We start from the raw sequence: 25,323 nt of genomic DNA on the forward strand, positions 1-25,323 counted from the left end.
GCGCTCGTTAAATCATGCGCGCGCAGGTCGGGCAAGAGAAAGACATGCGACACAGGGGGCATATGTGTTTGCACAGGAATTGCGCGATGGCGCACATATATTTGGATTGAAGTCGTTGTGGGTGCGAATTTATGTAGGCCTCAAAGCCGCGGACCTTTCCTCCCCCTTATCCCCCGCGCTCAGAACAGGAGTTCCCCATGACCACCCCGCAGTCTAATCCGAAAATCGCCATCATCATTGGTTCCACCCGCGATGCCCGTTTTGCCGATAAACCGGCAAACTGGCTTTTGGAAAAAGCCAAAGAGATCAGCACCGATCTCGACTTCGAACTGGTCGATCTGAAAGACTATGCGTTGCCGATGTTCAACGAAATGGCCTCTAACCTGTGGATGCCGTCCGCGGACGCAAAAGCCGTGACCTGGCAGGAAAAAATGGCCGAATTTGATGGCTATATTTTCGTCACCCCGGAATACAACTCCTCGATCCCGGCTTCGTTGAAAAACGCGTTGGATCAAGCTGGCAAGGAATGGGTGCGCAAACCCGCCGCCGTCTTTGGCTATGGCTCGGTCGGTGCGGCCCGTGCGGTCGAACATTTGCGCGCCGTGACGATCAACCTGTCGATGGTGCCGGTGCGCGCCGCCGTTTATATTTCCGGTTCGGATTTTTTCAAAGTCTCACCTCTGGGCGCCAATGCCGAAATGTCGGAGATCGAAGCCAACATCCTGCCATCCGTCACCGCCATGCTGGGCGATTTGGCCTGGTGGACCAAGGCGACCAAAGCGGCGCGTTAATCCAAGGTTTTGAAATGTTTGGGAAAGGCTCGCGTGTTGCGGGCCTTTTTCATGCCCGGATTCAGTCTTGGATCATGCGCCCAAAAGCATGGCGCGGCAGTGGCGAATGCTGTCTTGGGCAAGTTGTCTGGCGCGGTCCGCCTCGCCTTGGTCAAAGGAAAACCGCGACAGCGCCAAAAGTTCGCTTTGCGCCACATGACCGGCCAAGCGCAATTCTTCGTAGGCCTCGGCCTCTTCGGGGGCGATCACGGCGGCCAAAAGTTCCTGCATGGCGTGTTTAAGCTCATTGAGGCTTTGGTCTTCGCGGTGTTGCGCCTCGGCGGACAGCCGTCCGGCACAATAGGCGAAATCGCGGGCGAGGGGGGAGGAGGTGGCAGGCAGGGCCTGAACCGGGGCCGCAACACAGAGGCTGAGCGCGCTCAAAAGGGCGCTCATGGTGGCAAGGGATGTGCGGGCTTGCCTGTGGATAACTCTGTGGACTCTCTGTGTCATAGCCTCACTTTGTCGCAAAAACGTTACAATAACGTAAGCGCGACAGGCGAGTCGTGACAAGCCATTTTTGTCTATCGGACGTATATACGTTTGATGAGGTGATCTGGTTTGTGTCAAGGCCGGTCTCTGAACGCCCACACCGCGATGCGCGCGATGTGGGCCAGAGGGCTTTATGTCATGGGGCTGCCATTAGTGCGCGAGCATTTCATGGACGATCGCGTCGCCATCCATTGAGGCCGGGTAATATGTCGGCCAGTTGGTCACTTCTTTGAGGAGGGCCGCACGGTCATTGCCCCAATAGAGGTGGTAGTGATCGGCGCTTGCGGGAGAAATTCGGTGATCGCTAAACTGAATATACGCTGGGGCTGCCGCATCCCCGTCAGTTTTCTCAAAGATGTAGCGCACGCCCCGGTTTCCCTTGGCGTAGGTGAGGACTTCGTGGCCATCGCTTTCATACTGGGCCGAAAGGGGTTTCCCATCACGGACAAAGCGCACCGTGTTGCCGTCTATGTCGATATGGTCCACATCGGTTTTGTACCCTGTGTCATAATAGCTGCGATAGGCGTCGGCGGTTTTGTCGCCCTGTTCGGCCTTGTGTTGCATCACAGGGTCAAGCGTTCCGTCCTGCAAGTAAGGGTAGACCGATTGCCATGCCCCGGCCCAATCGGACAGCGGGCGATCTTTGATTTGAGAGTCCTCAAAATAGCCGTTGTAGATGTCTTGATCCACGTCATGGGTGTGGGCGTGTTCCGGGCTTGCATCGTGGGATTTGGCATCATGTGCCATAGTTGGTGTGGCGAAGATCAACAGAATGGAGGCGGCCAGTGCGGTGATCGTATTCGAACTCATGCGGTGCATTCGTGGGACTCTCTTTCTTTGTGTCGTTAAACTCGAATTGGAATCGTTACGTTATAACGTAACTATCTTGTGTAAGCGAGATATCGGCACAGGACAAGAGCCCCCATACAAGACCTCCATACGGACAAAAGAAAACGGACCCCAGGAGGGGCCCGTTTCAGTCTCATGTTTTAAAAGACGCGCTATCAGCTTGCGACAGAGGCCGCCGATTCCGGCAATTCTTCGTCAAAACAGCGCTGGTAGAATTCCGCCACGGTCTGACGTTCCAACTCATCGCATTTGTTGAGGAAGGTGAGGCGGAACGCATAGCCGATGTTGCGGAAAATCTCGGCGTTCTGCGCCCAGGTGATCACGGTGCGCGGCGACATCACGGTCGAGAGGTCGCCATTCATGAACGCGGTGCGGGTCAGATCGGCCACGGTCACCATCTGCGAAATGTCGCGGCGGCCTTTTTCGGTGTTGTAATGCGGGCATTTGGCCAAAACGATATTCGCTTCGGCGTCATGGCTGAGATAATTCAACGTCGCCACCAAAGACCAACGGTCCATCTGCGCTTGGTTGATCTGTTGCGTGCCGTGGTACAGCCCGGTGGTGTCGCCAAGGCCAACCGTGTTGGCGGTGGCAAAGAGGCGGAAGGACGGATGCGGGGTGATCACCTCGTTTTGGTCCATCAACGTCAGCTTCCCATCGGCTTCCAACACCCGTTGGATCACAAACATCACATCGGCGCGGCCCGCATCATATTCGTCAAACACGATGGCGCAGGGGTTGCGCAGGGCCCAGGGCAGAATGCCCTCTTGGAATTCGGTCACCTGTTTGCCGTCGCGCAGTTTGATCGCGTCTTTGCCGATCAGGTCAATCCGGCTGATGTGGCTATCCAAGTTGACGCGCACTGAAGGCCAGTTGAGCCGGGCGGCGACCTGTTCGATATGGGTCGATTTGCCGGTGCCGTGGTAGCCTTGGATCATCACGCGGCGGTTGTGGGCAAAGCCCGCAAGAATCGCCAGCGTCGTATCCGGGTCAAATTTATAGGTCGGGTCTTCGTCCGGCACGCGGTCGAGGCGCTCGGCAAAGCCTTTTACGGTCATGTCAGTATCAATGCCAAAGACATCGCGTACAGAAATGGTTTCGGTCGGTTTTGCGTTCGCGTCCATGGTTCGGCCCGTTTTCTTATGTGTTCACTTAACTGTTCCGCCGCACACCGGTCTCGCAGGGCTTTGGCAAAACGCTTTAGGTGACTTCGTGCCCTATCGGCGCGTCAGGTGCAAGGGGCGAGGCGTCGCGGGGGCGTGGGCCAGCGCTCAGAATGCCAGGTGGCGCACAAAAACACCTCACGCCTGTGTGACTGAACGTGAAGGGCGCGTGGTGATCCATGCGGTGATCCGCCCCGTACCCCTTATAACCTCGACACTGGGTCGGGGCGTGTTCTTAAGGGAGACTTATGATGAAACGCACAATTTTTGCCGCTGCCACTGCCGCTCTTCTCGCCACCACCGCCTTTGCGGACGACCATGGCATGAAAAACCCGATGGTCGGCGGCGCTGAGATGTTCCCCGAGAAAAACATCGTGGAAAACGCTGTGAACTCCGCCGATCACACCACTCTGGTCGCCGCTGTCCAGGCCGCAGGTCTCGTGGATGTGCTCGCTGGCGAAGGTCCGTTCACCGTGTTCGCCCCGACCAATGACGCGTTTGCCGCTTTGCCCGAGGGCACGGTTGAAACGCTTTTGATGCCGGAAAACAAAGATCAGTTGACCAAAATTCTGACCTGCCATGTGGTTGCCGCTGATGTGATGTCCGAAGCCCTTGTGGGCATGATCGAAGATGACGGTGGCGTGCATGATGTGCCGACCGTGGGCGGCTGTACGCTCAAAGCCATGGTCAAAGACGGTATGGTGATGATCGAAGACGAACAGGGCAACGCGGCCACTGTGACCATCGCTGACGTTGATCAATCGAACGGTGTGATCCATGTGATCGACAAGGTGCTTTTGCCGGCGATGTAAGCGCGGCACTTTGAATGAGGTCTCCCTTCGGGGATCATGCGGGTGGGGCGTCCTTTGGGGCGTCCCGCTTTTTTGCACTTGGGTTTGCGGGTGGGTTTGCCTGTGAGCGCATTCATGACTACATAGCCTCAAATGTAAGATTGAAGCGGGGACACAGGTATGAGCGGCCTTTTGGCACTATTAGACGACGTGGCGGGCATCGCCAAAGTGGCGGCGGCCTCGGTCGATGATGTGGCGGGCCAAGCGGCGAAAGCCTCGGCCAAGGCGGCGGGCGCGGTGATTGATGACGCCGCCGTGACGCCGAAATACGTCCATGCTTCGCCGCCGCGCGTGAATTGCCGATCGTCGGCAAAATCGCCCTTGGCTCGATCCGCAACAAATTGCTGATCCTTTTGCCTCTGGCGTTGCTCTTGTCAGCCTTCGCGCCATGGATGGTCACGCCTTTGTTGATGCTCGGCGGGTCGTATTTGTGTTTTGAGGGGGCGGAAAAGGTCTATCACCTGTTCAAACCCCATGCGCCTCATGCCGATGGCCAACCTGCCGAGCAAGGCGATCCGGCCCATCTCGAAGCCACCAAAGTGGCGGGCGCGGTCAAGACCGATTTCATCCTTTCCGCCGAGATCATGACCATCATTTTGGCGGCCCTTGATCCCTCTGCAAGTCTCGTCTTTCGCGCCTTCACCTTGGGGCTTGCAGGGGTGATCATCACCGTGGTGGTTTATGGCAGCGTCGCTTTGATCGTCAAAGCCGATGATGTCGGCCTGTGGTTGGCACGGGTTGGGCGGCTGTCCGTGACGCGGGCTTTGGGGCGCGGGATCGTGAAATTCATGCCGATCCTGATGACCCTTTTGATGATTGTCGGCACCGCCGCGATGATTTGGGTCGGCGGGTCCATCGTGATCCATGGCCTGTCCGAATTGGGCCAGCCGCATCCCTATGAGGACATCCACCACATCGCCGAACTCGCCGCGCATGCCTTTGTCGGGGCATCCGGCTTTATCGCTTGGGTCGTGACGGCGTTTTTCGATGGCATCCTTGGGCTGATCTATGGCCTGATCCTTATCCCCATTGTGGCCCGGATCATCAACCCTTTGATCCGTTTGGTGACGGGCAAAAAAGCGGGCGCGGCGCATTAAAACCACGCCTTACGCCGTCAAAAAAGCCGCCCCATGTGAGGCGGCTTTTTCTATTTTGAGGCTGTTTTGACCCAGTCTGGACCCTATAGTTTACTTAAACCAACGGCTCTCTTTGAGCTGATCCCAGGCCCAGACGACCTGTTGCAACTGCTCCTCTTGCGAGCGATCGCCGCCGTTCACGTCCGGGTGCAGCACTTTGATCAAAGCGCGATATTGTTTCTTGATTTCGGCCTTGGTCCAATGGTCCTTGGCCTCCAAAATATCAATCGCCTGCCGCTCCACCGGCGGCAGTTTGCGCGTCGAGGCCGCCGGGTCCGATTTGCCCGGGTTCTGCGTCGCGTTTTCGCCCAGCACCTCATGAGCATCATCAATACCAAGACGTTCCCACGCCCTCTGTTCGACCGATTTTTTGCCAAACGGCTTGGTCGGACGTTCGCCGGTTTGGGACGCTTTGATTTGCTCGTCCATTTCTTCCGGTGTGGCGTTGGTGAAAAAATTCCATTTCAAATTGTATTCGCGCACGTGGTCCTTACAAAACCATTTATACTCGTCCAAATGATCAGGCGAACGGGGCGCGCGATATTGGCCCGCTTCCTGACATCCGTCATGTTCGCAGACCCGTTTAGAGGTCTCAAATGCCCCGGACATGCCGCGTCTGCCACCACGTTTGTTCTTTTTTGATGACGTGACTGACATATCAAAACCGAAGGGATCGTTTTTATCCATGTGCCTCAACCTTTTCGACTCGGACGCAGGACTTTAGATGAAGAATGCAAAATGGGAAAGGCCTTGGGGCCGAAAACTGGGAGAGAGAGATGACAATTTCCGATGAAATGCGCGTCAGGTTACAGGCGGCCTTTGCGCCAAAAACCTTAAAGATCGAAGATGATAGCGCCTCACATGCCGGACATGCCGGAAATCCCGGCGGGGCGGGGGAGACGCATTTTAATGTGATGATCCGCTCAGAGGCCTTCGCCGGACAATCGCGGGTGGCGCGCCACCGGATGGTGCACAAAGCACTCGGCGATTTGGTGCCGCGCATTCATGCGCTGGCGCTGGATCTGGATGTGTGAGCGCGGGATTATGATTCACGGTCTTCGGCGATCTCGTCGGCCACCTCGGGCGAGAGGCGGCGGGCATTTGCGCCCGCGCCTTTTTCGGCATGGGCCGGAAAGGGCACAGAGGGCGGCGGCGTGGTGCGGTCCGCGACCGGGGATTTGCGCGGTTGCACGGCGGCCTGTTCCGTCGTCGAGACCGTCGCCACGGCATTCGCACCGCGTTCCCGGCGAAACACCAAAACCGTGTGATAGGTGATCGCTTTTGAGGTCAGCCCGGAGCGCTCTTCCATCGGCAAAAGATCGGCACGGATATACTCCCAGCCCTCAGCGCCCTTTTCATTGAGCACACTTTGCATTGCCAGCGCGATCCGGGCCTCAGAGGTTTTCGCACCTCTGGTTTTCTCGCCTTTGCGCGGGGCGGGCACGGTGAGGTACTCATAAAGGGGCATATGCGTCTCCTGTGGCGACCGCGTTGGGCGGCGCGTCGTTGCGGCACAGGTTTAGCGGATGGGCACCGGAGGTCAAGGCATGGGCCAAGCCCTATTGGCCTCACTCGGCGGCTTCTGGCCCGAAGGTGCCAAAACTGGGTTTGTCCTGCCCAAACATGCCGAAATCGCTTTCGCGCCGAAACACCAACACCGCCTGTTTGCCCGCCACGCCGGTGAGGGTGAATGCGTCCGAGCGCAGATAGGTCCAGCCCTCTTTCGCCATGGCATTGAGCCGCACGGTCACCGCGTCGGCCAATCGCGCCTCAGGGGTTTGCGAGGCGGAGGTGGCTTCGCTGTCATGCGGGGCAGGGATGGCTTTATACTCGTAATGGGACTTGATGGGCTCCTTCCATGCGCCCCAAGCTACTCCCCCGAGAGTTAAGGGCGAGTTTATGAAAAAAAAGGCGCCCATGAGGGACGCCTTTATGCCTTTGATGGAGGGGTGATTTAGAGGCCGAGTTTGGCTTTGACCAGCGCATCGACTGCACCAGGATTGGCCTTGCCGCCTGTGGCTTTCATCACTTGGCCCACAAACCAACCCGCAAGTTTCGGGTTCTGTTGAGCTTTTTCGACCTGTCCGGGGTTGGCGGCGATCACCTCATCGACCGCTTTTTCAATCGCGCCGGTGTCTGTGACCTGTTTCATGCCGCGCGCGTCAACGATCTCGGCCGGGTTGCCGCCCTCGGTATAGACGATCTCAAACAGGTCCTTGGCGATCTTGCCGGAGATGTCGCCGGATTTGATCAGCTTGACGATGCCGCCCAGTTGTTCGGGGGAGACGGGTGAGGTTTCGATGTCTTTGTCGTCTTTTTTCAGACGGCCAAACAGCTCGTTGATCACCCAGTTCGCGGCCAGTTTGCCGTCGGTGCCCGCCGCCACGCCTTCGAAATAGCTGGCGTTCGCGGTGTCGGCGGTCAACACGTTTGCGTCATATTCGGACAGACCGAACTCTTTGACAAAGCGGGCCTTTTTCTCGTCGGGCAATTCGGGCAAGGTCTTCGCAATGTCATCCACCCATTCCTGTTCGATCTCCAGCGGCAGCAGATCGGGGCAGGGGAAATAGCGGTAGTCATGTGCCTCTTCTTTGGAGCGCATCGAGCGGGTTTCGTTCTTGTCGGCGTCATAGAGACGGGTCTCTTGATCGACCGTGCCGCCATCTTCCAGGATCGCGATTTGACGCCGGGCCTCGTAATCAATCGCCATCTGGATGAACCGCGTCGAGTTCATGTTTTTGATCTCGCAGCGGGTGCCGAGATGACCAAAATCTTGAGTGGCTTGATATTTTTCATACTGGCCCGGACGACAGACAGAGACGTTCACGTCGGCGCGCAGGTTGCCGTTTTGCATGTTGCCGTCGCAGGTGCCCAAATAGCGCAGGATTTGGCGCAGTTTCAGCACATAGGCGGCGGCTTCTTCGGGGCCACGAATGTCGGGGCGGGACACGATTTCCATCAAGGCCACGCCGGTGCGGTTCAGGTCGACGAAGGACATGGTCGGGTCCATGTCATGGATGGATTTGCCAGCGTCTTGTTCCAAATGGATGCGCTCGATGCGCACCAAACGGGCCACACCAGGTTCCATATCGACGATCACTTCGCCTTCGCCCACGATCGGGTGATAGAGCTGCGAAATCTGGTAGCCTTGCGGCAGATCCGGGTAGAAATAGTTTTTCCGGTCAAAGGCGGAGAACAGGTTGATCTCAGCTTTGAGGCCCAGCCCCGTGCGCACCGCTTGTTCGACGCAGAATTCGTTGATCACGGGCAACATGCCGGGCATGGCCGCGTCCACGAAAGAGACGTTCGAGTTCGGCTCATTGCCGAATTTCGTCGAAGCGCCAGAGAACAGCTTGGATTTGGAGGCGACCTGAGCGTGGATTTCCATCCCGATCACCAGTTCCCAGTCGTCTTTTGCCCCCGAAATGACTTTCGGCTTTGGCGTGGTGAATTCGAGATGATCGAGCATGTCGCGGCTCCCTGCGTATCCTGTTGCCCTGCGTTCTAAACGCAGCCGCAGTCAGGGGCAAGTGTCAGCTCGCGTGTCGAAGCGCCTGTGCCTCCCAGGCTTTCAATTCATAGCGCGACAGTTCGGTGTGCTGTGTCCCGTGTTCAAATTCGGGAAACAGCGCCAAAATCTCGGCCCGTGCCGCCGGGTCCACCGCCCCCAAGGCCTCTTGGCCAGGGTAGAGGCTTTCGGTCGGACAGCCTTCGGCAAAGATGATTTGGTGGCGGTCAAACAGCATGTGGAAATAGTCCACGGTGCCACCGGGCACGCAGCGGATCGTGTCATCATTGACCAAATGTTTCGCCGCCACCAAGACGTCGCGTTCGCCAAACAGCATTTCGGCTTTCGGACCACGGATCATCATCCGGTGGTTGGGCGAGACGGTGAGGTCACGGAAATTGCCCAAAGCACCGGCTTTGATGCGGATCGGGGCGAGTGTGCCTGTGGCCTCGACGCGGCGCGATCCGATCCAGCGGATCGGTTGCGGCCCCTCATCGAGGGTATGTACAAGATCGCCCTCGCTCAGGGTCTCGATAAATTTTGGCCCCTCGGGCGTGTCAATCAACGTCCCGCGGGTCAAACAAATCGCGGCGGCAATTTCATTTTCGGCAAACAGGTTGTTGCCGGTGGTAAAGACCCCGTCGCCGACCTCGCTGCCTGCAATGGAGCCGTCTTCATTATAGTCGATGGCTTGCTCATGCGAGAGCCAAACCGGGTAGCTTCGGATAAATCCACGCCCGGCGCCAAAAACAGATAGTCCAGATCCGGCGCGCCGGGGTCTGAGCTGACAAAGCCATCGGCGGGGAAATGCAGATAGGCATCGCCCATATTGTGCACGCTTGTGGAGACATCGCCGCTGCCTGTGTTGTTCCCCCAGCCCCATCCTCCGGTTTTTTCCAGCTCATAGGTGTATTTGGGGACGCCATTCACATAGTCGGCGGCATTGTCATAGACCTCGATCCCCATGATCTGGGTCTGGTTGTCAAACGTTCCGTCATGGTTGACCTTTTGCACGGTGAAAACGATCACGTCATCGTCGTCAAAAACGCTGTCGCCGCCGGTGATATAGGCCCCGTCATTGGCGTTTCCCCAAGGGTCCTGGGAATAGCCAATCGGATTGTTGATGAGGGAGGACCCCATCACAATTAGATTCTCTGTTGGCATGACTGCTCTGCCTGTCTGGTTTGGGTCTGTAACCCGGATCTGCCTCAATGCGCCGATGCGGTTTGAACCGCTTGTGTTTTCGCCCGTCCGGTGCTCTTTTTGGCCCGATCCGTGGCGTGACGCTTGGGCAAGTGTTGTGAACCTTAGGGCACTTGTCCAGACGTTTGTGCGCCCAGTCCCCGAACGGACCGCCAAATGTGTCGCTTTGGCACCGTTTGATATGATTGATATGACTTTAAGGAGGCATCATGCCCGCATTGCGCTCTGATATCGACCCCGATGGTTGATGGAATTTTCCGTGGTCTTCACTGATCGCTCGCTCAACCACATGTCGAAAGCCTTTCAAACCGTGATGACCGACATCCACGCCACCCTGTGCGAGGTCTATCATGCCGACACCGCCGTGGTCGTTCCCGGCGGCGGCACCTATGCGATGGAGGCCGTGGCGCGCCAGATCGCCGGTGGTGAGGACGTGATGGTCATCCGCAATGGCTTCTTCTCCTTCCGCTGGAGCCAGATTTTTGACACGGGCGCGATCCCGAAATCGCAGACCGTGCTCAAAGCCCGTCGCACCGGCAATGAGATCACGGCGCCTTTCGCTCCCGCCCCATTGGAAGAGGCCGTGGCCGAAATTCACGCGCTCAAACCCGCCGCCGTCTTTGCGCCGCATGTGGAAACCGCCTCTGGCATGATCTTGCCGGATGGCTATATCCGCGCCTTGGCCGACGCGGTGCATGAAGAGGGCGGGTTGATGGTGCTCGACTGTATCGCCTCGGGCTGTGCCTGGGTCGATATGAAAGCGACCGGGGTCGATGTGTTGATCTCCGCGCCGCAAAAGGGCTGGTCGGCACAGCCGTCTGCCGGGTTGGTGATGCTGTCTGAGCGCGCCATCGAGGTGGTGAAATCGCGCCAATCCTCGTCTTTTGCGATTGATCTGGGCAAATGGTTGACCATCATGGAGGCCTATTTGGCGGGCGGTCACGCCTATCACGCGACGATGCCCACGGACGCGCTGCGCGCCTTTCGCGATGCCATGTTGGAGACCAAAGCCTACGGCTTTGCCAAACTGTCTGAGGCGCAATGGGAGCAGGGCCGCCGGGTGCGCGCCCTGTTGAGCGCGCGGGGCTTCAAATCGGTCGCCGCAGAAGGCGTTGAGGCGCCGGGCGTGGTGGTCTGTTACACCGATGATCCCGAGATTCAATCGGGCCGGGCCTTTGCGGCATTGGGGATGCAAATCGCCGCTGGCGTGCCGCTGCAATGCGATGAGGGGCCGGAGTATAAATCCTTCCGGTTGGGGCTGTTTGGTCTGGATAAGCTCTATGACGTGGATGCGTCTGTGGCCCGTCTTGAGGCGGCATTGGATGCGGTTTTGGCGAAATAAGCCTTTGGTATAAAATAAAAAACGGCGCGCCCTTGGAGAAAGGCGCGCCGTTTGAGTATTTGGATCACGGTAAAGGCGCGCGCGGGTTAAATTGGCCCAAGCCCCGCTTTCATCACGCCGTGCCGCAGCGGTTTGACGTCATGCACGGCTTTCAGGCCCAACAGGCGCAGCGCTTGCAAGATGTCACTTTCCGAACGGGTGACGCGATTGAACAGATCGACCACTTTGGCGCGTGCGGTGATGTCGCGGTGGCGGGTTTTGGCGTAAGCGTCCAACATGACCTGTCCGCCCAAATCCGTGCGATGGGTCTCGGCCAGTGCCAAAAGTTCGCCCAGATCGTTGAGCGAGGTGTTCAGCCCCTGCGCCCCAATCGGCGGCAGCACATGTGCGGCCTCGGCGATGACTGCGACGCGTTCGCCCGACAGGCGTTCGGCCACTTGGGTGATGATCGGAAAGATCGCGCGCCCGGAGGCCAGGGTCAGTTGACCAAACAGCCCGGCCGAGCGGGTGGTCATCACGGCGTTGAACGCCTCAGGCTCCATGGTCAAAAGCTCGGTGGCATAGGGACCCTTGTTCATCCAGACAATCGCCGAGGCGGGTTTGCCGTCGATGTCTGGCAAGGGCACCATGGTGAAAGGGCCGCCTTCGCGGTAAATTTCGGTCGAAACATTGTGATGCGGCAGATCATGCGTGGCGGTGAAGGCCAGCGACTTTTGGCCATAGCGCGTGGTTTTGACGCCAATCCCCGCCGCCTCACGCACCGGGGAATTGCGGCCATCGGCGGCAACGACCAATTTGGCGCGCACCTGTGTGCCATCGGTGAGGGTGACGATCGCCTCATTGGTGCGGGTGAGCATGGATTGAAACCCGGTGCCATAGCGCATGTCGACATTGGGGATGTTGGGCACCGCTTTCAAAAGCTCACGCCGGATCACCCAGTTGAGAAAATTCCAGCCAAACGGTTCATCGCCGGTCTCGCGGCCTTCGAACTGACGCTCGGCGCGGATGTCGGACGGTTGTCCTAACGTGTCGACGATGCGCAGCGCCTCAAGCGGTGTGGCGTGAGGGGCAAGCGCCTCCCAAATGCCAATCCGGGCAAAGAGATCGCGCGCGGGGCGTAAAAATGCGGTGGAGCGTAGATCGGATCGGTCCTCTGTGCCGCTGGTGATTGGCGGGGTCGGGTCGATCATCAGGGTTTTGAACCCGGAAGCGCCAAAGGCCGCCGCCGCGATCATCCCGGCGATGCCGCCGCCTGAGACCAAAACATCCACGGTTTCGCGGGGTGGAAACGAGGGGGATTGGGTCGGCATGATCATCTCCTTTGCGCCCGCTCTATGGGCATAGCCAAGAGATAGGCGCAAAGGCGGGGATTGTCCAAGGGACAGGCTGTCTCAGGGGAAACTCATGCGCCGCGCAGGAGGACGATTCATTTCGCCGCTTATTTGCCTGTGGTGAGCAAGATCAACACAACATAGATCACCGGAACCGTCGCCAGCGCGCTCACGCCAAGCACCCATGGGCCGATGGCGAACATGCCATAGACAATTGCCGCGATCACGACGAGCACGAAGAGCAAAAACAACAGGACGCCGCGTGGAGAGGCCACGCCGTCCTCGTGATGGGAGGAGGATTGATCAAGGATGGTATCAGACATGTGCGATCTCCGGGGGGCGCTGTGTTCAGCTGCGTTTTGAATGAAGCTGTCAGATAGGGCGCAGCGCAGATCAGGTCACGGTGGCGGGATGCCGCGCGGCATATGGGCGCAGGCAATGCCTGACACGGATCTCTTGACGCTTTGCGAGAATTCAGCCGACGAGCGCACGCAAAAAGGCCGACAGATTGTCGGTGTGGTGGTGAATATGGGGTGCGGGCGGATCAAGCGGCGTGGGGGCAACATAGACGGTCTTCATCCCCAGATCATGCGGGACTTTGAGGTTGCGCGGATCGTCTTCGAACATCGCCGCCGTGTTGGGGGCGACCCCATCGAGGGTCAGCACGGTGTCAAAGGCTTCGGCCAGAGGTTTGGGATGAAATTTGGCGTGTTCAATGCCGTAGACGGCGTTGAAAATCCCGGTCAACCCGCGCGCCTCCAACACCCGCTCGGCATAGGGGGCGGAGCCGTTGGTGTAAACGATTTTGCGTCCGGGCAGGGCGGTGATCGCCGCTTTGAGCTCGGCATCAAGCTGCAGGCCGGAAAAGTCGATGTCATGGACATAGGTGAGATAGGGCAGCGGGTCGGTGCCATGTTTGGCCATCATCCCCGAGAGGGTGGTGCCATAGTCACGCCAATACGCGCTGCGCAAGGCATTGGCCGCCTCTAAACTCACGCCCAATTCACGCGCCACCCAATCGGCCATTTTGACCTCGATCTGGGCAAAAAGCGCGGCCTCTGGCGGATAAAGCGTATTATCGAGGTCAAAGACCCATGTGTTCACGTGAGAAAATTGATCAGCTACCATGGCATCCTGTTAGGCTCAGTCTGCGCGGGGCGCAAGACGGGACATCCGCAAAGGTCGGGCGTGATATCGGCTTACGGGGCTAAAATGGGTGCCATGCGACGATGTTAGCGCTTGATCGTGGGGGGCAGGGCTGTCTATGGTCTCCCCCTGTTGACCTGAGAGGCACATGATGAAAGATCCGCGCGCTGGGCAAAAGGACGCTTATGGGCTGATCCTCGATGCCATCGACACCGGAGTGTATCGACCGGGGGACCGGCTTGTTGAAAGTGAGTTGGCCGACCGCTTTGGCGTCTCGCGTACTCCGATTCGTGAGGCGTTGCAGCGGTTGGAGACCCAATCCATGCTGACGCGGGATGGGCGCTCACTGATTGTGGCCTCATTGGATCACAATCAGATGGCGGATCTTTATGTGGTGCGCACCGAACTTGAGGGCCTTGCGGCCCGCCTTGCGGCGCGCCATGCCACCTCAGAAGAGGTGCGGGTGCTGCGTGATATGGTCGAAGAGGATCGCAGCTTGATCGGCAAACCCGACGCTATGTCACGGGCCAATCGCCGGTTTCACAAACAAATCCACCTTGCCTCGCACAACCGTTATCTGGTGCAACAGCTTGATCTGGTGCACCGCTCCATGGCCCTGCTCGCCACCACCTCTTTGGCCGCCGAAGGCCGGGGCGAGGAGGCGATCAAGGAACATGATCAGATCGTTTCCGCGATTGAAGCGCATGATGGTGACGCTGCGCATAAGGCGCTGTCTGAGCATATTTCAAAGGCCTTTGTGACCCGCTTGAAAATCGACGCCGATAAGGTGCGTTAACCCTCACGCCTCCTCCGGATCCCCAGAGGTTCCGCTCATACGACGTGGCTCTATGGCGGGCGTGGTTGGAAGGAACGCAGGCACCTCAACAAAGGCTGCCATATGCGCCCATTCGGGCGCGCCCGCTGAGTTGACCGGGATGCGGGGGGTCGGGTCTTTGATCTGATGCGGCAAGGCTAGGACGGTTTCGGTGTGATCTGGACGCACGGTTTCGGAGTCTGGCTTTGGGTCTGGCTTCGGTGCCGGGCGCAGACGTTCGGGGTCAAACGCCACCGCCGCCGCCTCCAACGCGCGCCGCAGCGCGGGGGTGTTGGAGGTGCCCTCAAAATCAAGCCCAAAGGTCAGACGCCGCCCCGGCCGGGGCACTGACCCCGACGCATCCTGTTCAAGGCGCTCAAACACAAAGGCTCTAGGAGCCTCCCCAAAGGCCCGGACGCGATCTGCACCGATCTCCTGGCTGTTTTGCCTGGGTTTGTCAGCGGGATAGAGGATCAGCGGGTGGGCGGATTTTTGCGGGGTGGCTGCACCCGATGCGCTCGCAGCGATGCGGTGCGCCGGGCCAAGCATCAAGGGCGCGGGATGGGGCATTGGGGACACCGGGCTGAGGGCTGCGGCGGTCTCCGCCTCATCTTCGTGAAAGCCCAGATCATGCACGCCATGGGCGGTTTTGTCCCAATAATAGGGCTTGGTCACCATCTCCCACAGCCCTTTGAGCGCAGCCAAAGTGGCCAGTGGATAATAGAAATGCAGCGTCGGCACCCAGGGCCAAAGCCATTTGTGTTTCGAGGTCGAGGTCGCCACCATGCCCACAGCGACCGTCACCACTTCGGACAGGAGGAAAGTTGCGCCCAAACCGACCAAGACATCATGGGGTAAAATCCCGCGTAATGGATGTGGCAGGCCCAAGGGGAAGAGCCAGAACGACCACAGAAACGGTGCCAGTACAAATTGCGACAAAGCGCCCAGAAACAGCGCCTGAACCCCGAAAAACCGCCATGCACCGAGGTCACGCCAGAGTTTTCGTGGATTTTGCATGTGCATTGCATAGGTCATCGCATAGCCTTTGAGCCAGCGGGAGCGCTGTTTGACCCAAGGCCAGAGGCGACAATTGGCCTCTTCCTCTGTCACCGTATGCAACAATTCGGTGCGGTAGCCGTGGCGCGCCAAGCGGATGCCCAAATCGGCATCCTCAGTCACGTTGTGCGCGTCCCATCCGCCCAGTTCCTCGATTGCCTCGCGGCGGAAAAACAAGGTGGTGCCGCCCAATGGGACGGCCAGCCCCATACGCTCATAGCCCGGCAAAATCACCCGAAACCATGTCGCATATTCGACGGTGAAACAGCGCGACAACCAATTGGTGCGGGCGTTGTAAAAGTCCAGAATGCCCTGAACACAGGCGACCTCTGGTCCGGTTTGGGCGAAATGGGCGACGACCTTATGAATCTGTTCTGGCTCGGGCGCGTCCTCGGCGTCATAGATGCCAATGATCGAGCCACGACAGAAATCGAGGGCAAAATTCATCGCCCGTGGTTTGGTTTTCACCCCGCCGCGCGGCACGATGATCTGCCGCATCCAACGCGGCAAATCCGTGCTGGCAATGGCCTCTTGGGTGACGGTGTCATCCTCTTCGACCACAAGGCAAATATCCAAAAGCTCGCGTGGATAGCTCAGCCGCGACACCCGTTTGATCAGCCGGGTCGCGACCTCGCGCTCTTTGAACAGGGGCAACATGATTGACACGGTTGGCAGGGCGGTTCTGGTGCGGCGACTGCTAAACGTGCTTTGCCGGGTGCGCGCAGTGCTGGCCTGAGCAAAAGCGGCAGCGATTTTGAGGCCGGTGGAGACGACGAGGGTCAACACCGCCCATGAGGTCAACAGGATCGCAGCGCTTATCGGTGATAAAAGCGCCAGAATGAGTCCCAAAACCGCCAAAGACGACACCATCCGCGTCAGTTTGCGGATGTCCATTTCGCGACAGCTTTCATGCGCCGCCACGCGGGTTTCGGCGCAGAGCGCAAGTTTGCGTTGGCGCGAACGCAACAGCGCCTCATGCATCGCGGTTTCCGAGGTCACGGCCATCCGCACCGGACCAAACAGCGCGCTCAGACGCGGGCGCAGGTCTTCGAATTGTTCGGGGCGGCACGAGGCGATGATCACCGTTCCGCCGACCTGACGCCATGGCAAAAGCCCGCGGCGCAGACATTCATCCGCCCCAAGAATATCAATCAGGCGCACGTCTGGTGCGGTTTTATCAAAATCTGCGACGATGGCGTGGTGTTGCTGGGCCAGGGCGCGGTAGAGCGTGGCTTCTTCGACCATGCCATGCGCCAAAAGAATATCGCCGATGCGCGCATCTTCGCGTTGGCGCATGGCGGCGGCGCGGATCAGATCGCCGGGATCGACCGCCCCCATATCGACAAGGATTTGTCCGATCGGTCTGCGTGTGGGTTTATGGGGACCATGGCGGGGCGCGTCAGATCCCGGCACGGTCGCATTCTCTGGCGCCGTGTGGAGTTTTGTGTTTGAAAAAAGCGGATGTCTGACAAAGGACATCTAAATATTCATCCTGACGCAACTGTCCCAATGGCTCGGGTTTACCCCCAGACCTTTGCGGACAAGTTTGATCAGGCAAGGTTAATAAGGCGTTAACCAGGACTTTACATGTGGTAAATAAACGCAAAAAGGCGGGGAGAACCCCGCCTTTCCGTGACATAATCTGGTTGGATCAGGCGCCAGCGCGTGCCGCCATTGCTGCCGCAAACCGTTCAAACAGATAGTAGCTGTCCATCGGGCCGGGGCTGGCTTCGGGGTGATATTGCACCGAAAAGATCGGCTTGTCCTCGACCGCGATGCCACAATTCGAGCCATCAAACAGCGACACATGGGTCTCTTTCACGCCTTTGGGCAGGCTTTGCGCATCCACCGTAAAGCCATGGTTCATCGAGGTGATTTCAACCTTACCGGTGTCGAGATCCTTCACCGGATGGTTGGCACCATGGTGGCCGTGGTTCATTTTGATCGTCTTGGCGCCCAGAGCCAGAGCCAACATTTGGTGGCCCAAACAGATGCCAAACACCGGCAGATCGGCGTCCAAAACGCCTTTGATCATCGGCACGGCGTAGGCGCCCGTGGCCGCCGGATCGCCGGGGCCGTTGGACAGGAACACACCGTCGGGCGCATGGGCCAAGACCTCTTCCGCAGTGGCGGAAGCGGGCAGAACGGTGACGTCGCAGCCCGCCGAGGCCAAGCACCGCAGGATGTTGCGTTTCGCGCCGAAATCAATCGCCACGACCTTAAAGCCTTTACCTTCCCGTTTCGGAAAGCCATCCGGCCACGCCCACCGCATTTCGTCCCATTGATAGGACTGCGCGCAGGTGACGTCTTTGGCCAGATCAAGCCCGACGAGGCCAGAAAAGGCGCGAGCCTGTTTGACCAGCGCTTCGATGTCGAAATTGCCCGCGGGATCGTGCGCAAAGGCAACATGCGGCGCGCCTTGTTGGCGGATGGCGCGGGTCAGGCGGCGGGTGTCGATCCCGCCCATGCCGATGCGACCGCGTTTTTCAAGCCAAGGACCAAGTTCCTCTTGAGCGCGCCAGTTCGATGGCTCGGTCGGGTCCCATTTGACGATCATGCCCGCGGCAACCGGGTCGGCGGTTTCGTCATCCTCGGCGTTGACGCCGGTGTTGCCGACATGCGGGAAGGTGAAGGTGACGATCTGACCGGCGTAAGACGGGTCGGTCATGATCTCTTGGTAGCCCGTCATGGCGGTGTTGAAACACAGCTCTGCGGTGGTGGTTCCGGTCGCCCCGAACCCCTTACCGTAGAAGAGTGTGCCATCGGCCAAAGCCAGACACGCGGTTGGTTTCTCGGACGACTGAGCGGATGCCATGGCACGACTCTCCTGATGTGGGCAAAATTCACCGGAACCTAAGGAAAGGGACAGGCGGCGTCAAGGTCGGGTGATGGATTTTCAGTCACTTTATGTAACGTAGCGTTTTCAATGGGTTACGGAAATTATCAACGGTTGAGAACGGATGCGTCTTTCGCTATGTTGTCCACTTGCGACATCATGAGGGATGAGGCCCATATGGATATGCGGAACCGGCTCAATGCGGCATTGAAAACGGCGATGAAAGACAAGGACAGCGAACGCTTGTCCACCTTGCGCCTGATCAATGCGGCCATCAAGGATCGCGAAATCGCGGCTCGGGGTGAGGGCAAAGAAGAATGCGTGTCTGACGCGGATGTGCTTGGTATTCTTGGCAAAATGGTCAAGCAACGCCAAGAGAGCGCGAAAGCGTTTGAAGAAGGCGCGCGACTTGAATTGGCGGAAAAAGAACGTTCCGAGATCACTGTGATCGAAGAGTTTTTGCCGCGTCAATTGTCAGAGGGTGAGGTGGCTCAGGCCATCTCTGATGCCATTTCTGAGACCAGCGCGGAGAGTATCCGCGACATGGGCAAGGTGATGGGGGCTCTGAAAACGAAATACACCGGCCAGATGGATTTTGGCGCGGTGGGTGCACAGATCAAAGCCAAATTGGGGTAACCCCTGAGGCTCTGTCTTTGAAAAGGCCGCTCTTTTGGGCGGCCTTTTTCGTTTGGCTTATGATGTGTCGCGTGATCCGTCCTTGAGTTGCCCTAAAACCAGCGCAAGATCATCGCGCAGGCGCGCGCGTTCTTCGGGCGTCAAAAATGCACCAAGTTCCACTTCGCGCGTCTGTGCCGGGCCACCGCCCTTCAGCGTCAGGTATTGTTCGACCTTCCCCTCCGTCGGGTGCAACGACAGTTTCACCCAATAGGGGTTCGCCTCCCAGGTCATCGTTTTGCCCTTGGCGGGCCAATGGGTCAGCGCGATGCGATCCGGCCAGATCAAAAGCTCTTCACGCAGATGATCGCGATCTGACCGCCTCAGTGCCAGCCAAAGGGCCGCCAGAGCCGTCATCATAAAGATCAGCAAAATCCAAAACGCGATTGTACCGATAAAGGGCACAACCGGGATCAGCCCTCCGAAGAACATCAGCCAAATGGTGGCGGAAAAGCCTTTGCCCTTGAGGCTGCGATGCGGCCACAGATCGAGCCGCACCAAAGGCGCGTCATCCGAAGTGGCCCGCTGCGGCAGGCGGTGATGGTCCGGGGTCCATTGGTAGGGCATGTGCGTTTCTTATATGTGTTTTGGGAAGTCTATGCGGCATCAACAGGACTGCAAAGCCCCCTGATGCGCAGGTGGTGCCCGTCTCTGCCCGGCGGTCTTTACTGCGATAAAATACTCAAAGAAAAGGCCCCACCGGAGAAGTGGGGCCTTTGTTATTTTGATCCGTCAGATCCGCTTAGTGCGAATGCTGGTGATCCCAGTCTTCCTGCTTCGGGAGCGTTTCAAACGTATGCTCCGGCGGCGGGCAGGGCAGGGTCCACTCAAGCGTGTCTGCGTATTCGTTCCAGTAGTTGTTCTGGGTCACGCGGCGACCGGCCAGCAGGGTGTAGAATACGATGCCGATGAACAACAGGAAGGAAGCGAAGGACAAGAGCGCGCCGTAGGACGAGATTTTGTTCCAGTAAGCGAAGGCTTCCGGGTAGTCGATGTAACGACGCGGCATGCCCTGACGACCCAAGAAGTGCTGTGGGAAGAAGGTCAGGTTGACGCCAATGAAGAACATCCAGAAGTGCAGCTTGCCGGCCCATTCCGGGTACTGACGCCCGGACATTTTGCCGATGTAGAAGTAAATCCCGGCAAAGATGGTGAATGCTGCTCCCATCGACATGGTGTAGTGGAAGTGCGCCACGACGTAGTAGGTGTCATGGTAGGCGCGGTCGATGCCAGCCTGCGACAGGACGATGCCGGTCACGCCGCCGATGGTGAAGAGGATCAAGAACCCGAAGGCAAAGAGCATCGGTGTTTTGAACTCAATCGAGCCGCCCCACATGGTTGCGATCCAAGAGAAGATTTTCACCCCTGTCGGCACCGCGATGACCATGGTGGCCATCATGAAGTAGGACTGCTGCGTCAGCGACAGACCAACCGTGTACATGTGGTGTGCCCAAACAACAAAGCCCAAAACCCCAATCGCGATCAGCGCCCAAACCATCGGAAGGTAGCCAAACACGGCTTTCTTCGAGAAGGTTGCGATGATGTGGGAGACCAGACCAAAGCCCGGCAGAACCACGATGTACACTTCGGGGTGACCGAAGAACCACAGGATGTGCTGGTACAGGATCGGATCGCCGCCACCGCCCGGTTGGAAGAAGGAGGTGCCAAAGTTACGGTCTGTGAGCAACATGGTGATTGCGCCCGCCAAAACCGGCAAGGACAACAGGATCAGCCAGGAGGTGACAAAGATCGACCAGGCAAACAGCGGCACTTTGAACATGGTCATGCCCGGTGCGCGCATGTTGAGCATGGTGGTGATCATGTTGATCGCGCCCAAGATCGAGGAGGCACCAGAAACGTGAACCGCGAAGATCGCGAGGTCCATGGAATAGCCGCCCTCATTGGTGGAGAGCGGCGGGTAAAGCACCCAACCGACGCCAGAGCCAAGCTGGCCATTGCCACCCGGTGCAAAAAGCGACGCGATCCCCAAAGCCACACCACAGACATAGAGCCAGTAGGACAGGTTGTTCAGGCGCGGGAAGGCCATGTCCGGGGCACCGATTTGCAGCGGCATGAAATAGTTGCCGAAACCGCCAAACAGCGCCGGAATCACCACGAAGAACATCATCAAGACACCGTGGTAGGTGATCATGACGTTCCAAAGGTGGCCGTTGGGCGCACAGTTTTCGGCACCAAAGCCCGAAATCAGTCGCGCGGCGCTTCGCCGGATTCGTTGAGGCACATGAACTGAACCCCCGGATCCATGAGCTCAAGGCGCATGTAAACGGTGAAACAGACGGAAATGAACCCCACCACGCAGCCGTGAAGAGGTACAGAATCCCAATGTCTTTGTGGTTTGTAGACAGGAACCAGCGGGTGAAAAAGCCCCGGTTGTCCCCATGTTCGTGGCCGTGGATGGCTGCGTCTGCCATGCGGTCCTCCCGATTTGTGCGTGGTCTATGCGTGTATGCGTCACATCCGCCGGTTCCTTAGCGGGGAGTCTTGGGGCGGAATTACCATATGTTTTAGAGGGTCACGAACCCGAGAGCAATCAGTCAACGCGTTTTGAAGACAGAAAAATGCGTGAGGTGAGGGGGATGGGCTATAATCTGGCTTTGCGGCTGGGGTTGGGGGCTTGATTTGGCCGTGCCTGCGGATTGCTTGTGGTTGCGATCCGGGCATATGTTGCGCATCCCTACATGCAAAAACGCCGCCCCCAAAAGGAGCGGCGTTTGATCTTGTCGCGAGGCAAAGGCTCGATCAGTTGGACGCGCCAGACTGAGTGTGTTCGCCTTCTTGTTTCTGCTCGCCCTCTTGATTGTGCTCCTGACCCTTGGTCTCATCCATGTCATCGTCCATGGTCTCAGTGGCCTCAGAGCCTTCGTCAGATGCACCCTCATCGGACATCGTCGAGAAGGTGGCCAGAAAAGCGACCACGTTGGTGCCATCTTTCAGTTTAAAGGTCATTTTCGAACGACCAGAGCCACCATGGGTGTCGATATAGGCGGTCGGATCGGCGACGTATTCGATCAAAGACGCTTCGTCCCAAACCTTACCTGTCGCGCCCACGGCCAAGATGCCGTCGCCATATTTGAAGCCCTCGTAGGAGGCAACCGGACGACCAACCACGCCGTACAGGTTCGGGCCGGTTTTGCCGCCTTTGATGATGGTTTCATCGGCGCTTGCAATCATGTGGCAGGATTTGCATTTGTTGAACTCTTTCGCGCCGGCTTCCGCATCACCGGCGAAAGCGGCGGCGGAGGTTGCCATCAGGGCGGCGGCTGTGAGGGCAAAAAGTTTGGTCCCGGAAAGTTTGGTCATAGGGTTGTGTCTCCCGACTGATTCATGTGTCCAGTGGTCACAATAGCGCGTCTGGGCCGCTGTGCCAGTCCAGTATTGTCGCACCTTCGACCAATGTCGCATCCCGCGCCATATGGGCTTAGTCGCCAAAAACCTCAGAAAAGGCGCGTTTCAGGGCGACATCCACGTCTTCCATCGTCACCGGCAAGCCCAGATCGACCAGAGAGGTCACGCCGTGTTCGCGGATGCCACAGGGCACGATGCCGTCGAAATGGCTCAAATCCGGGTCGACATTGATCGACAGCCCGTGAAAGGACACCCATTTGCGAATCCGCAATCCGATGGCCGCGATCTTGTCTTCGGGTTTTTGGCCGGTGAGGGTCAGGGGCTTGTCCTCGCGCACCACCCAAACGCCGACACGGCCCTCGCGGATTTCGCCCGTGACGTTGAATTCGGCCAAAGCGGCGATCACCCAAGCCTCCATATTGGCGACGAATTTACGCACATCTTTGCCGCGTGTGTTAAGATCGAGCATCGCATAGGCCACCCGCTGACCCGGACCGTGATAGGTGTATTGTCCGCCGCGCCTTGTGTCATAGACCGGGAAACGGTCCGGATCGACCAAATCCTCTCGCTTGGCGGAGCTGCCTGCGGTGTACAAAGGCGGATGTTCCAACAGCCAAATCAACTCGTCCGCCTCTCCGCGCGCGATGGCATCGGCGCGCGCTTCCATTTCAGTGGCTGCGAACATGTAATCGGTCAACCCGTCTGAAATGCGCCATTCCACCATGTCTCTATCCTTCGCGCCTGACTGTGTGTCTGGGGGTCTGCGTCCGGGTTTATCTTGTGCGGCAGGGACAGAAAAGGGGCGGCAGGGGGAAACTCGTGTTTTGCTTACGATTTGCTAACCCGGAATATGCAATGAAGGCGCTGCGGGAATGCGGCGGCGAATAAATCCTTTGGATCATGAAAGCGTGTGCTATCCTAACAGGAGTTTAGTGAGTCATTTGGCGGGGAGGGACCAGTATGTCCAAACACAAAGCTTTCAAACATTTTGTATCGGCGGCGCTTGCGGCTGGGATGATGCTGGGCACAACGACGCGTGTTCAGGCCGATGGTGGCGATTTTATTGCTGGTGCGGTGATCGGAGGGCTTCTTGGCGCGGCCAGTCAGCAACCGAAAAAGAAAACCAGTACCACAACCTATTCCCGCCCTCGTTTGCCGTCGACGCAAGAGGGCAAAGAAATTCAGGCGTCGCTCAATTATTTCGGCTTTAATGCGGGTACCGTCGATGGCCAGCTTGGTAAAAAGACCCGCGATGCTGTGTCGGCCTATCAGGTCTATCTTGGCTATCCGGTCACCGGCCAGTTGTCGCCTTTTGAGCAGGAGCTTTTGATCTCGTCGTACAATCGCGCGCAAGCGGGTGGCTATCAAACCACACAACTTGTGGCCTCCAATCCTGAAGGCACGCGCGGTTTGTTGAAAATGTACCGCTCTGAAATGGCTTCGGGCGGGGCAGGGGGCGCGACGATGGCAACCGTGCCCGGCACCGCCGCTGTGGTGAACCCGGTCATGCCTGCGCCGCAAGCGCCCGCTGCTGCTGCGGCCACCCTGCCGAGTTTCGCGGCGGCGACGCCGGAGCCGAGCATGCCCAGCTTCCTTGGTGCGGGCGCGCAGGTATCGCTGGCGTCGCATTGCAACAAGGTCAGCCTGTTGACCAATTCCAACGGCGGGTTCGTCACCGAGGCCTCCATGGTGGATGCCAATCAGGCCCTGAACGAACAGTTCTGCTTGGCGCGCACCTATGCGATTTCGCAGGGCGAGGAGATGATTTCCAAGGTTCAGGGCTTTACCCCGGACCAAATCGCCGCCCAATGCGAAGGTCTCGCCCCACCGATGGCGGCGCAGGTCGCGGCCCTCTCGATCAAGCCGCGTGATGCGGTCTTGGCGGAGACCTCGAATTTCGTGCTGAACGCCGGCATGTCTCCGGCGCAACTGGCGGGAACGGCGAAAATCTGTCTCTCCGTGGGCTACCGCACCGACAATATGGATGTGGCTTTGGCCTCGTCTCTGATGTTGGTGGCTGTGGGCGAACGCGCCTATGGCGAACTTTTGGGCCATCACTTGAGCCAAGGTGTCGGTGTCACCCAGCGGCCCGATCTGGCGCAGGCGTGGTATGAGGATACGCTCACAGCCCTGGCAACGGGCGTGCCCGCGGTCTTCGCGCCAGGGCAGGTGGAGCGTGCGGGTCTGTTGCGCAAAGCGTCGATGTCTTTGAACGGTGGTGCGAGTGCGGCCCCGGCTCCGGTGGTCCCGGCCTCTGGTCCCGCTTTGCCCGCGTTTTCGATTACAGAATAGGCCCCCCAATCACGGCAGGCTCTCTGTCTTGAAAGGTCGTCCGGCGGGCGGCCTTTTTTGTAACGCCGTCGCCTGTGTTGTCGGGGCCTGTCCCGCCGACACGCGTCGTTGCGCCGCCTGAGACCAGCGTTTTTCACGCGATTTGTGCGCCAAAGCCCGCCGTTTGAAAAAAATCAGAAAAAGTGAGGGTCGTCCGATTTTTCCTCTTCACTTCCCTGAACCGCTTCGCTACATAGCCCCTCACCAAGTCAAGACTGTGCGGTCGTGGCGGAATTGGTAGACGCGCAGCGTTGAGGTCGCTGTGGGGTAACACCCGTGGAAGTTCGAGTCTTCTCGACCGCACCAACACTTTCCGATTAGGTTTGTGCAATCTCCCCTCCCTTTTTACACAATGGGCCTGTCGTCGGTGCTGTGGTTTTCGGCCTGTTCAACT

The 25,323-nt window shown here is 58.3% G+C and carries 24 protein-coding genes, 1 tRNA gene and 2 pseudogenes; 9 read left to right on the forward strand and 18 right to left on the reverse strand.

Annotated features, from left to right (window positions below; all coding sequences use genetic code 11):
- Positions 1-197: 197 nt before the first annotated feature.
- Positions 198-791: an NADPH-dependent FMN reductase gene (locus tag C8029_RS20205; RefSeq protein ID WP_009570728.1), complete on the forward strand. Its 594-nt coding sequence runs from the start codon at positions 198-200 to the stop codon at positions 789-791.
- Between the two features lie 72 nt (positions 792-863).
- On the opposite strand, the gene C8029_RS20210 is transcribed toward C8029_RS20205, so the two are convergent.
- The 3 genes from C8029_RS20210 to cobS form a co-directional block, all read right to left on the reverse strand.
- Positions 864-1,214 (reverse strand): hypothetical protein, encoded by a 351-nt coding sequence (locus C8029_RS20210; protein WP_152003600.1) that lies wholly within the window; start codon positions 1,212-1,214, stop codon positions 864-866.
- 258 nt (positions 1,215-1,472) lie between these two features.
- The gene (locus C8029_RS20215) at positions 1,473-2,141 is read right to left on the reverse strand and encodes a metal-binding protein ZinT (RefSeq protein ID WP_009570726.1); all 669 of its coding nucleotides are present in this window, start codon (positions 2,139-2,141) and stop codon (positions 1,473-1,475) included.
- Between the two features lie 185 nt (positions 2,142-2,326).
- Entirely contained in the window at positions 2,327-3,295 is a 969-nt protein-coding gene (gene cobS, locus C8029_RS20220; RefSeq protein ID WP_009570725.1) for a cobaltochelatase subunit CobS, read from the reverse strand.
- A gap of 290 nt (positions 3,296-3,585) precedes the next feature.
- Between cobS and C8029_RS20225 the strand changes: the two genes are divergently transcribed.
- Entirely contained in the window at positions 3,586-4,146 is a 561-nt protein-coding gene (locus tag C8029_RS20225; protein ID WP_009570724.1) for a fasciclin domain-containing protein, read from the forward strand.
- A gap of 159 nt (positions 4,147-4,305) precedes the next feature.
- A pseudogene (locus C8029_RS20230) lies at positions 4,306-5,282 on the forward strand (DUF808 domain-containing protein).
- A gap of 90 nt (positions 5,283-5,372) precedes the next feature.
- On the opposite strand, the gene C8029_RS20235 reads toward C8029_RS20230, so the two are convergent.
- Positions 5,373-6,008 carry a J domain-containing protein gene (locus C8029_RS20235; protein WP_009570722.1) on the reverse strand — a complete coding sequence of 212 codons (636 nt, stop codon included), beginning with the start codon at positions 6,006-6,008 and terminating at the stop codon, positions 5,373-5,375.
- A gap of 89 nt (positions 6,009-6,097) precedes the next feature.
- Between C8029_RS20235 and C8029_RS20240 the strand changes: the two genes are divergently transcribed.
- A complete protein-coding gene (locus C8029_RS20240; protein WP_040401905.1) occupies positions 6,098-6,355 on the forward strand; it encodes a BolA family protein in 258 nt (85 codons plus the stop codon).
- An 8-nt stretch (positions 6,356-6,363) separates the two neighbouring features.
- Here the strand turns inward: C8029_RS20240 and C8029_RS20245 are convergent, their stop codons facing one another.
- The 5 genes from C8029_RS20245 to C8029_RS22595 all read right to left on the reverse strand — a co-directional run bounded on the left by C8029_RS20245 (position 6,364) and on the right by C8029_RS22595 (position 9,969).
- Complete coding sequence (locus tag C8029_RS20245; RefSeq protein ID WP_152003601.1) at positions 6,364-6,789, reverse strand: DUF4177 domain-containing protein; 426 nt, start codon at positions 6,787-6,789, stop codon at positions 6,364-6,366.
- A gap of 100 nt (positions 6,790-6,889) precedes the next feature.
- A complete protein-coding gene (locus C8029_RS20250) occupies positions 6,890-7,240 on the reverse strand; it encodes a hypothetical protein (protein WP_152003602.1) in 351 nt (116 codons plus the stop codon).
- Positions 7,241-7,275: 35 nt separating this feature from the next.
- On the reverse strand, positions 7,276-8,790 hold the full coding sequence (gene gatB / locus C8029_RS20255) for an Asp-tRNA(Asn)/Glu-tRNA(Gln) amidotransferase subunit GatB (RefSeq protein ID WP_009570718.1): 1,515 nt from the start codon (positions 8,788-8,790) through the stop codon (positions 7,276-7,278).
- A gap of 64 nt (positions 8,791-8,854) precedes the next feature.
- Positions 8,855-9,409, reverse strand: coding sequence for a Hint domain-containing protein (locus tag C8029_RS22590; RefSeq protein ID WP_353617624.1), 555 nt, complete (start codon positions 9,407-9,409; stop codon positions 8,855-8,857).
- Positions 9,406-9,969: a hypothetical protein gene (locus C8029_RS22595; protein ID WP_226946416.1), complete on the reverse strand. Its 564-nt coding sequence runs from the start codon at positions 9,967-9,969 to the stop codon at positions 9,406-9,408. Before C8029_RS22595 ends, C8029_RS22590 begins: the two co-directional genes overlap by 4 nt.
- A 322-nt stretch (positions 9,970-10,291) precedes the next feature.
- Between C8029_RS22595 and C8029_RS20265 the strand changes: the two genes are divergently transcribed.
- The gene (locus C8029_RS20265) at positions 10,292-11,374 is read left to right on the forward strand and encodes an aminotransferase class V-fold PLP-dependent enzyme (protein WP_226946411.1); all 1,083 of its coding nucleotides are present in this window, start codon (positions 10,292-10,294) and stop codon (positions 11,372-11,374) included.
- Between the two features lie 86 nt (positions 11,375-11,460).
- Here the strand turns inward: C8029_RS20265 and C8029_RS20270 are convergent, their stop codons facing one another.
- The 3 genes from C8029_RS20270 to C8029_RS20280 all read right to left on the reverse strand — a co-directional run bounded on the left by C8029_RS20270 (position 11,461) and on the right by C8029_RS20280 (position 13,833).
- Positions 11,461-12,690, reverse strand: coding sequence for an FAD-dependent monooxygenase (locus tag C8029_RS20270; RefSeq protein ID WP_152003605.1), 1,230 nt, complete (start codon positions 12,688-12,690; stop codon positions 11,461-11,463).
- 122 nt (positions 12,691-12,812) lie between these two features.
- Positions 12,813-13,028 (reverse strand): hypothetical protein, encoded by a 216-nt coding sequence (locus C8029_RS20275; RefSeq protein WP_009570714.1) that lies wholly within the window; start codon positions 13,026-13,028, stop codon positions 12,813-12,815.
- 151 nt (positions 13,029-13,179) lie between these two features.
- Positions 13,180-13,833 carry a pyrimidine 5'-nucleotidase gene (locus tag C8029_RS20280; RefSeq protein WP_009570713.1) on the reverse strand — a complete coding sequence of 218 codons (654 nt, stop codon included), beginning with the start codon at positions 13,831-13,833 and terminating at the stop codon, positions 13,180-13,182.
- A 169-nt stretch (positions 13,834-14,002) separates the two neighbouring features.
- Here C8029_RS20280 and C8029_RS20285 point away from each other — a divergent pair, with 169 nt between their 5' ends.
- Complete coding sequence (locus tag C8029_RS20285) at positions 14,003-14,647, forward strand: GntR family transcriptional regulator (RefSeq protein ID WP_009570712.1); 645 nt, start codon at positions 14,003-14,005, stop codon at positions 14,645-14,647.
- A gap of 3 nt (positions 14,648-14,650) precedes the next feature.
- On the opposite strand, the gene C8029_RS20290 is transcribed toward C8029_RS20285, so the two are convergent.
- Entirely contained in the window at positions 14,651-17,134 is a 2,484-nt protein-coding gene (locus tag C8029_RS20290) for a glycosyltransferase family 2 protein (RefSeq protein WP_193217700.1), read from the reverse strand.
- A 238-nt stretch (positions 17,135-17,372) separates the two neighbouring features.
- Positions 17,373-18,536 carry a glutamine-hydrolyzing carbamoyl-phosphate synthase small subunit gene (gene carA, locus C8029_RS20295; protein WP_009570710.1) on the reverse strand — a complete coding sequence of 388 codons (1,164 nt, stop codon included), beginning with the start codon at positions 18,534-18,536 and terminating at the stop codon, positions 17,373-17,375.
- A 198-nt stretch (positions 18,537-18,734) separates the two neighbouring features.
- Between carA and C8029_RS20300 the strand changes: the two genes are divergently transcribed.
- Positions 18,735-19,193, forward strand: a complete 459-nt coding sequence (locus C8029_RS20300; protein ID WP_152003606.1) for a GatB/YqeY domain-containing protein — start codon at positions 18,735-18,737, stop codon at positions 19,191-19,193.
- Between the two features lie 57 nt (positions 19,194-19,250).
- Here the strand turns inward: C8029_RS20300 and C8029_RS20305 are convergent, their stop codons facing one another.
- The 4 genes and pseudogenes from C8029_RS20305 to lipB form a co-directional block, all read right to left on the reverse strand.
- Positions 19,251-19,799, reverse strand: coding sequence for a DUF2244 domain-containing protein (locus tag C8029_RS20305; protein ID WP_152003607.1), 549 nt, complete (start codon positions 19,797-19,799; stop codon positions 19,251-19,253).
- 175 nt (positions 19,800-19,974) lie between these two features.
- Positions 19,975-21,664, reverse strand: a pseudogene (locus tag C8029_RS20310) (cytochrome c oxidase subunit I).
- Between the two features lie 328 nt (positions 21,665-21,992).
- Positions 21,993-22,553, reverse strand: coding sequence for a c-type cytochrome (locus tag C8029_RS20315; RefSeq protein ID WP_009570706.1), 561 nt, complete (start codon positions 22,551-22,553; stop codon positions 21,993-21,995).
- Positions 22,554-22,671: 118 nt separating this feature from the next.
- Complete coding sequence (gene lipB / locus C8029_RS20320; RefSeq protein WP_269771037.1) at positions 22,672-23,433, reverse strand: lipoyl(octanoyl) transferase LipB; 762 nt, start codon at positions 23,431-23,433, stop codon at positions 22,672-22,674.
- 125 nt (positions 23,434-23,558) lie between these two features.
- Here lipB and C8029_RS20325 point away from each other — a divergent pair, with 125 nt between their 5' ends.
- Positions 23,559-24,890, forward strand: a complete 1,332-nt coding sequence (locus C8029_RS20325) for a peptidoglycan-binding domain-containing protein (protein ID WP_226946412.1) — start codon at positions 23,559-23,561, stop codon at positions 24,888-24,890.
- Positions 24,891-25,148: 258 nt separating this feature from the next.
- Positions 25,149-25,235: transfer RNA gene (locus tag C8029_RS20330), tRNA-Leu, on the forward strand.
- Positions 25,236-25,323 lie beyond the last annotated feature (88 nt).

This window comes from Roseobacter sp. TSBP12 (assembly GCF_009129705.1).
Lineage (GTDB): Bacteria > Pseudomonadota > Alphaproteobacteria > Rhodobacterales > Rhodobacteraceae > Celeribacter > Celeribacter baekdonensis_A.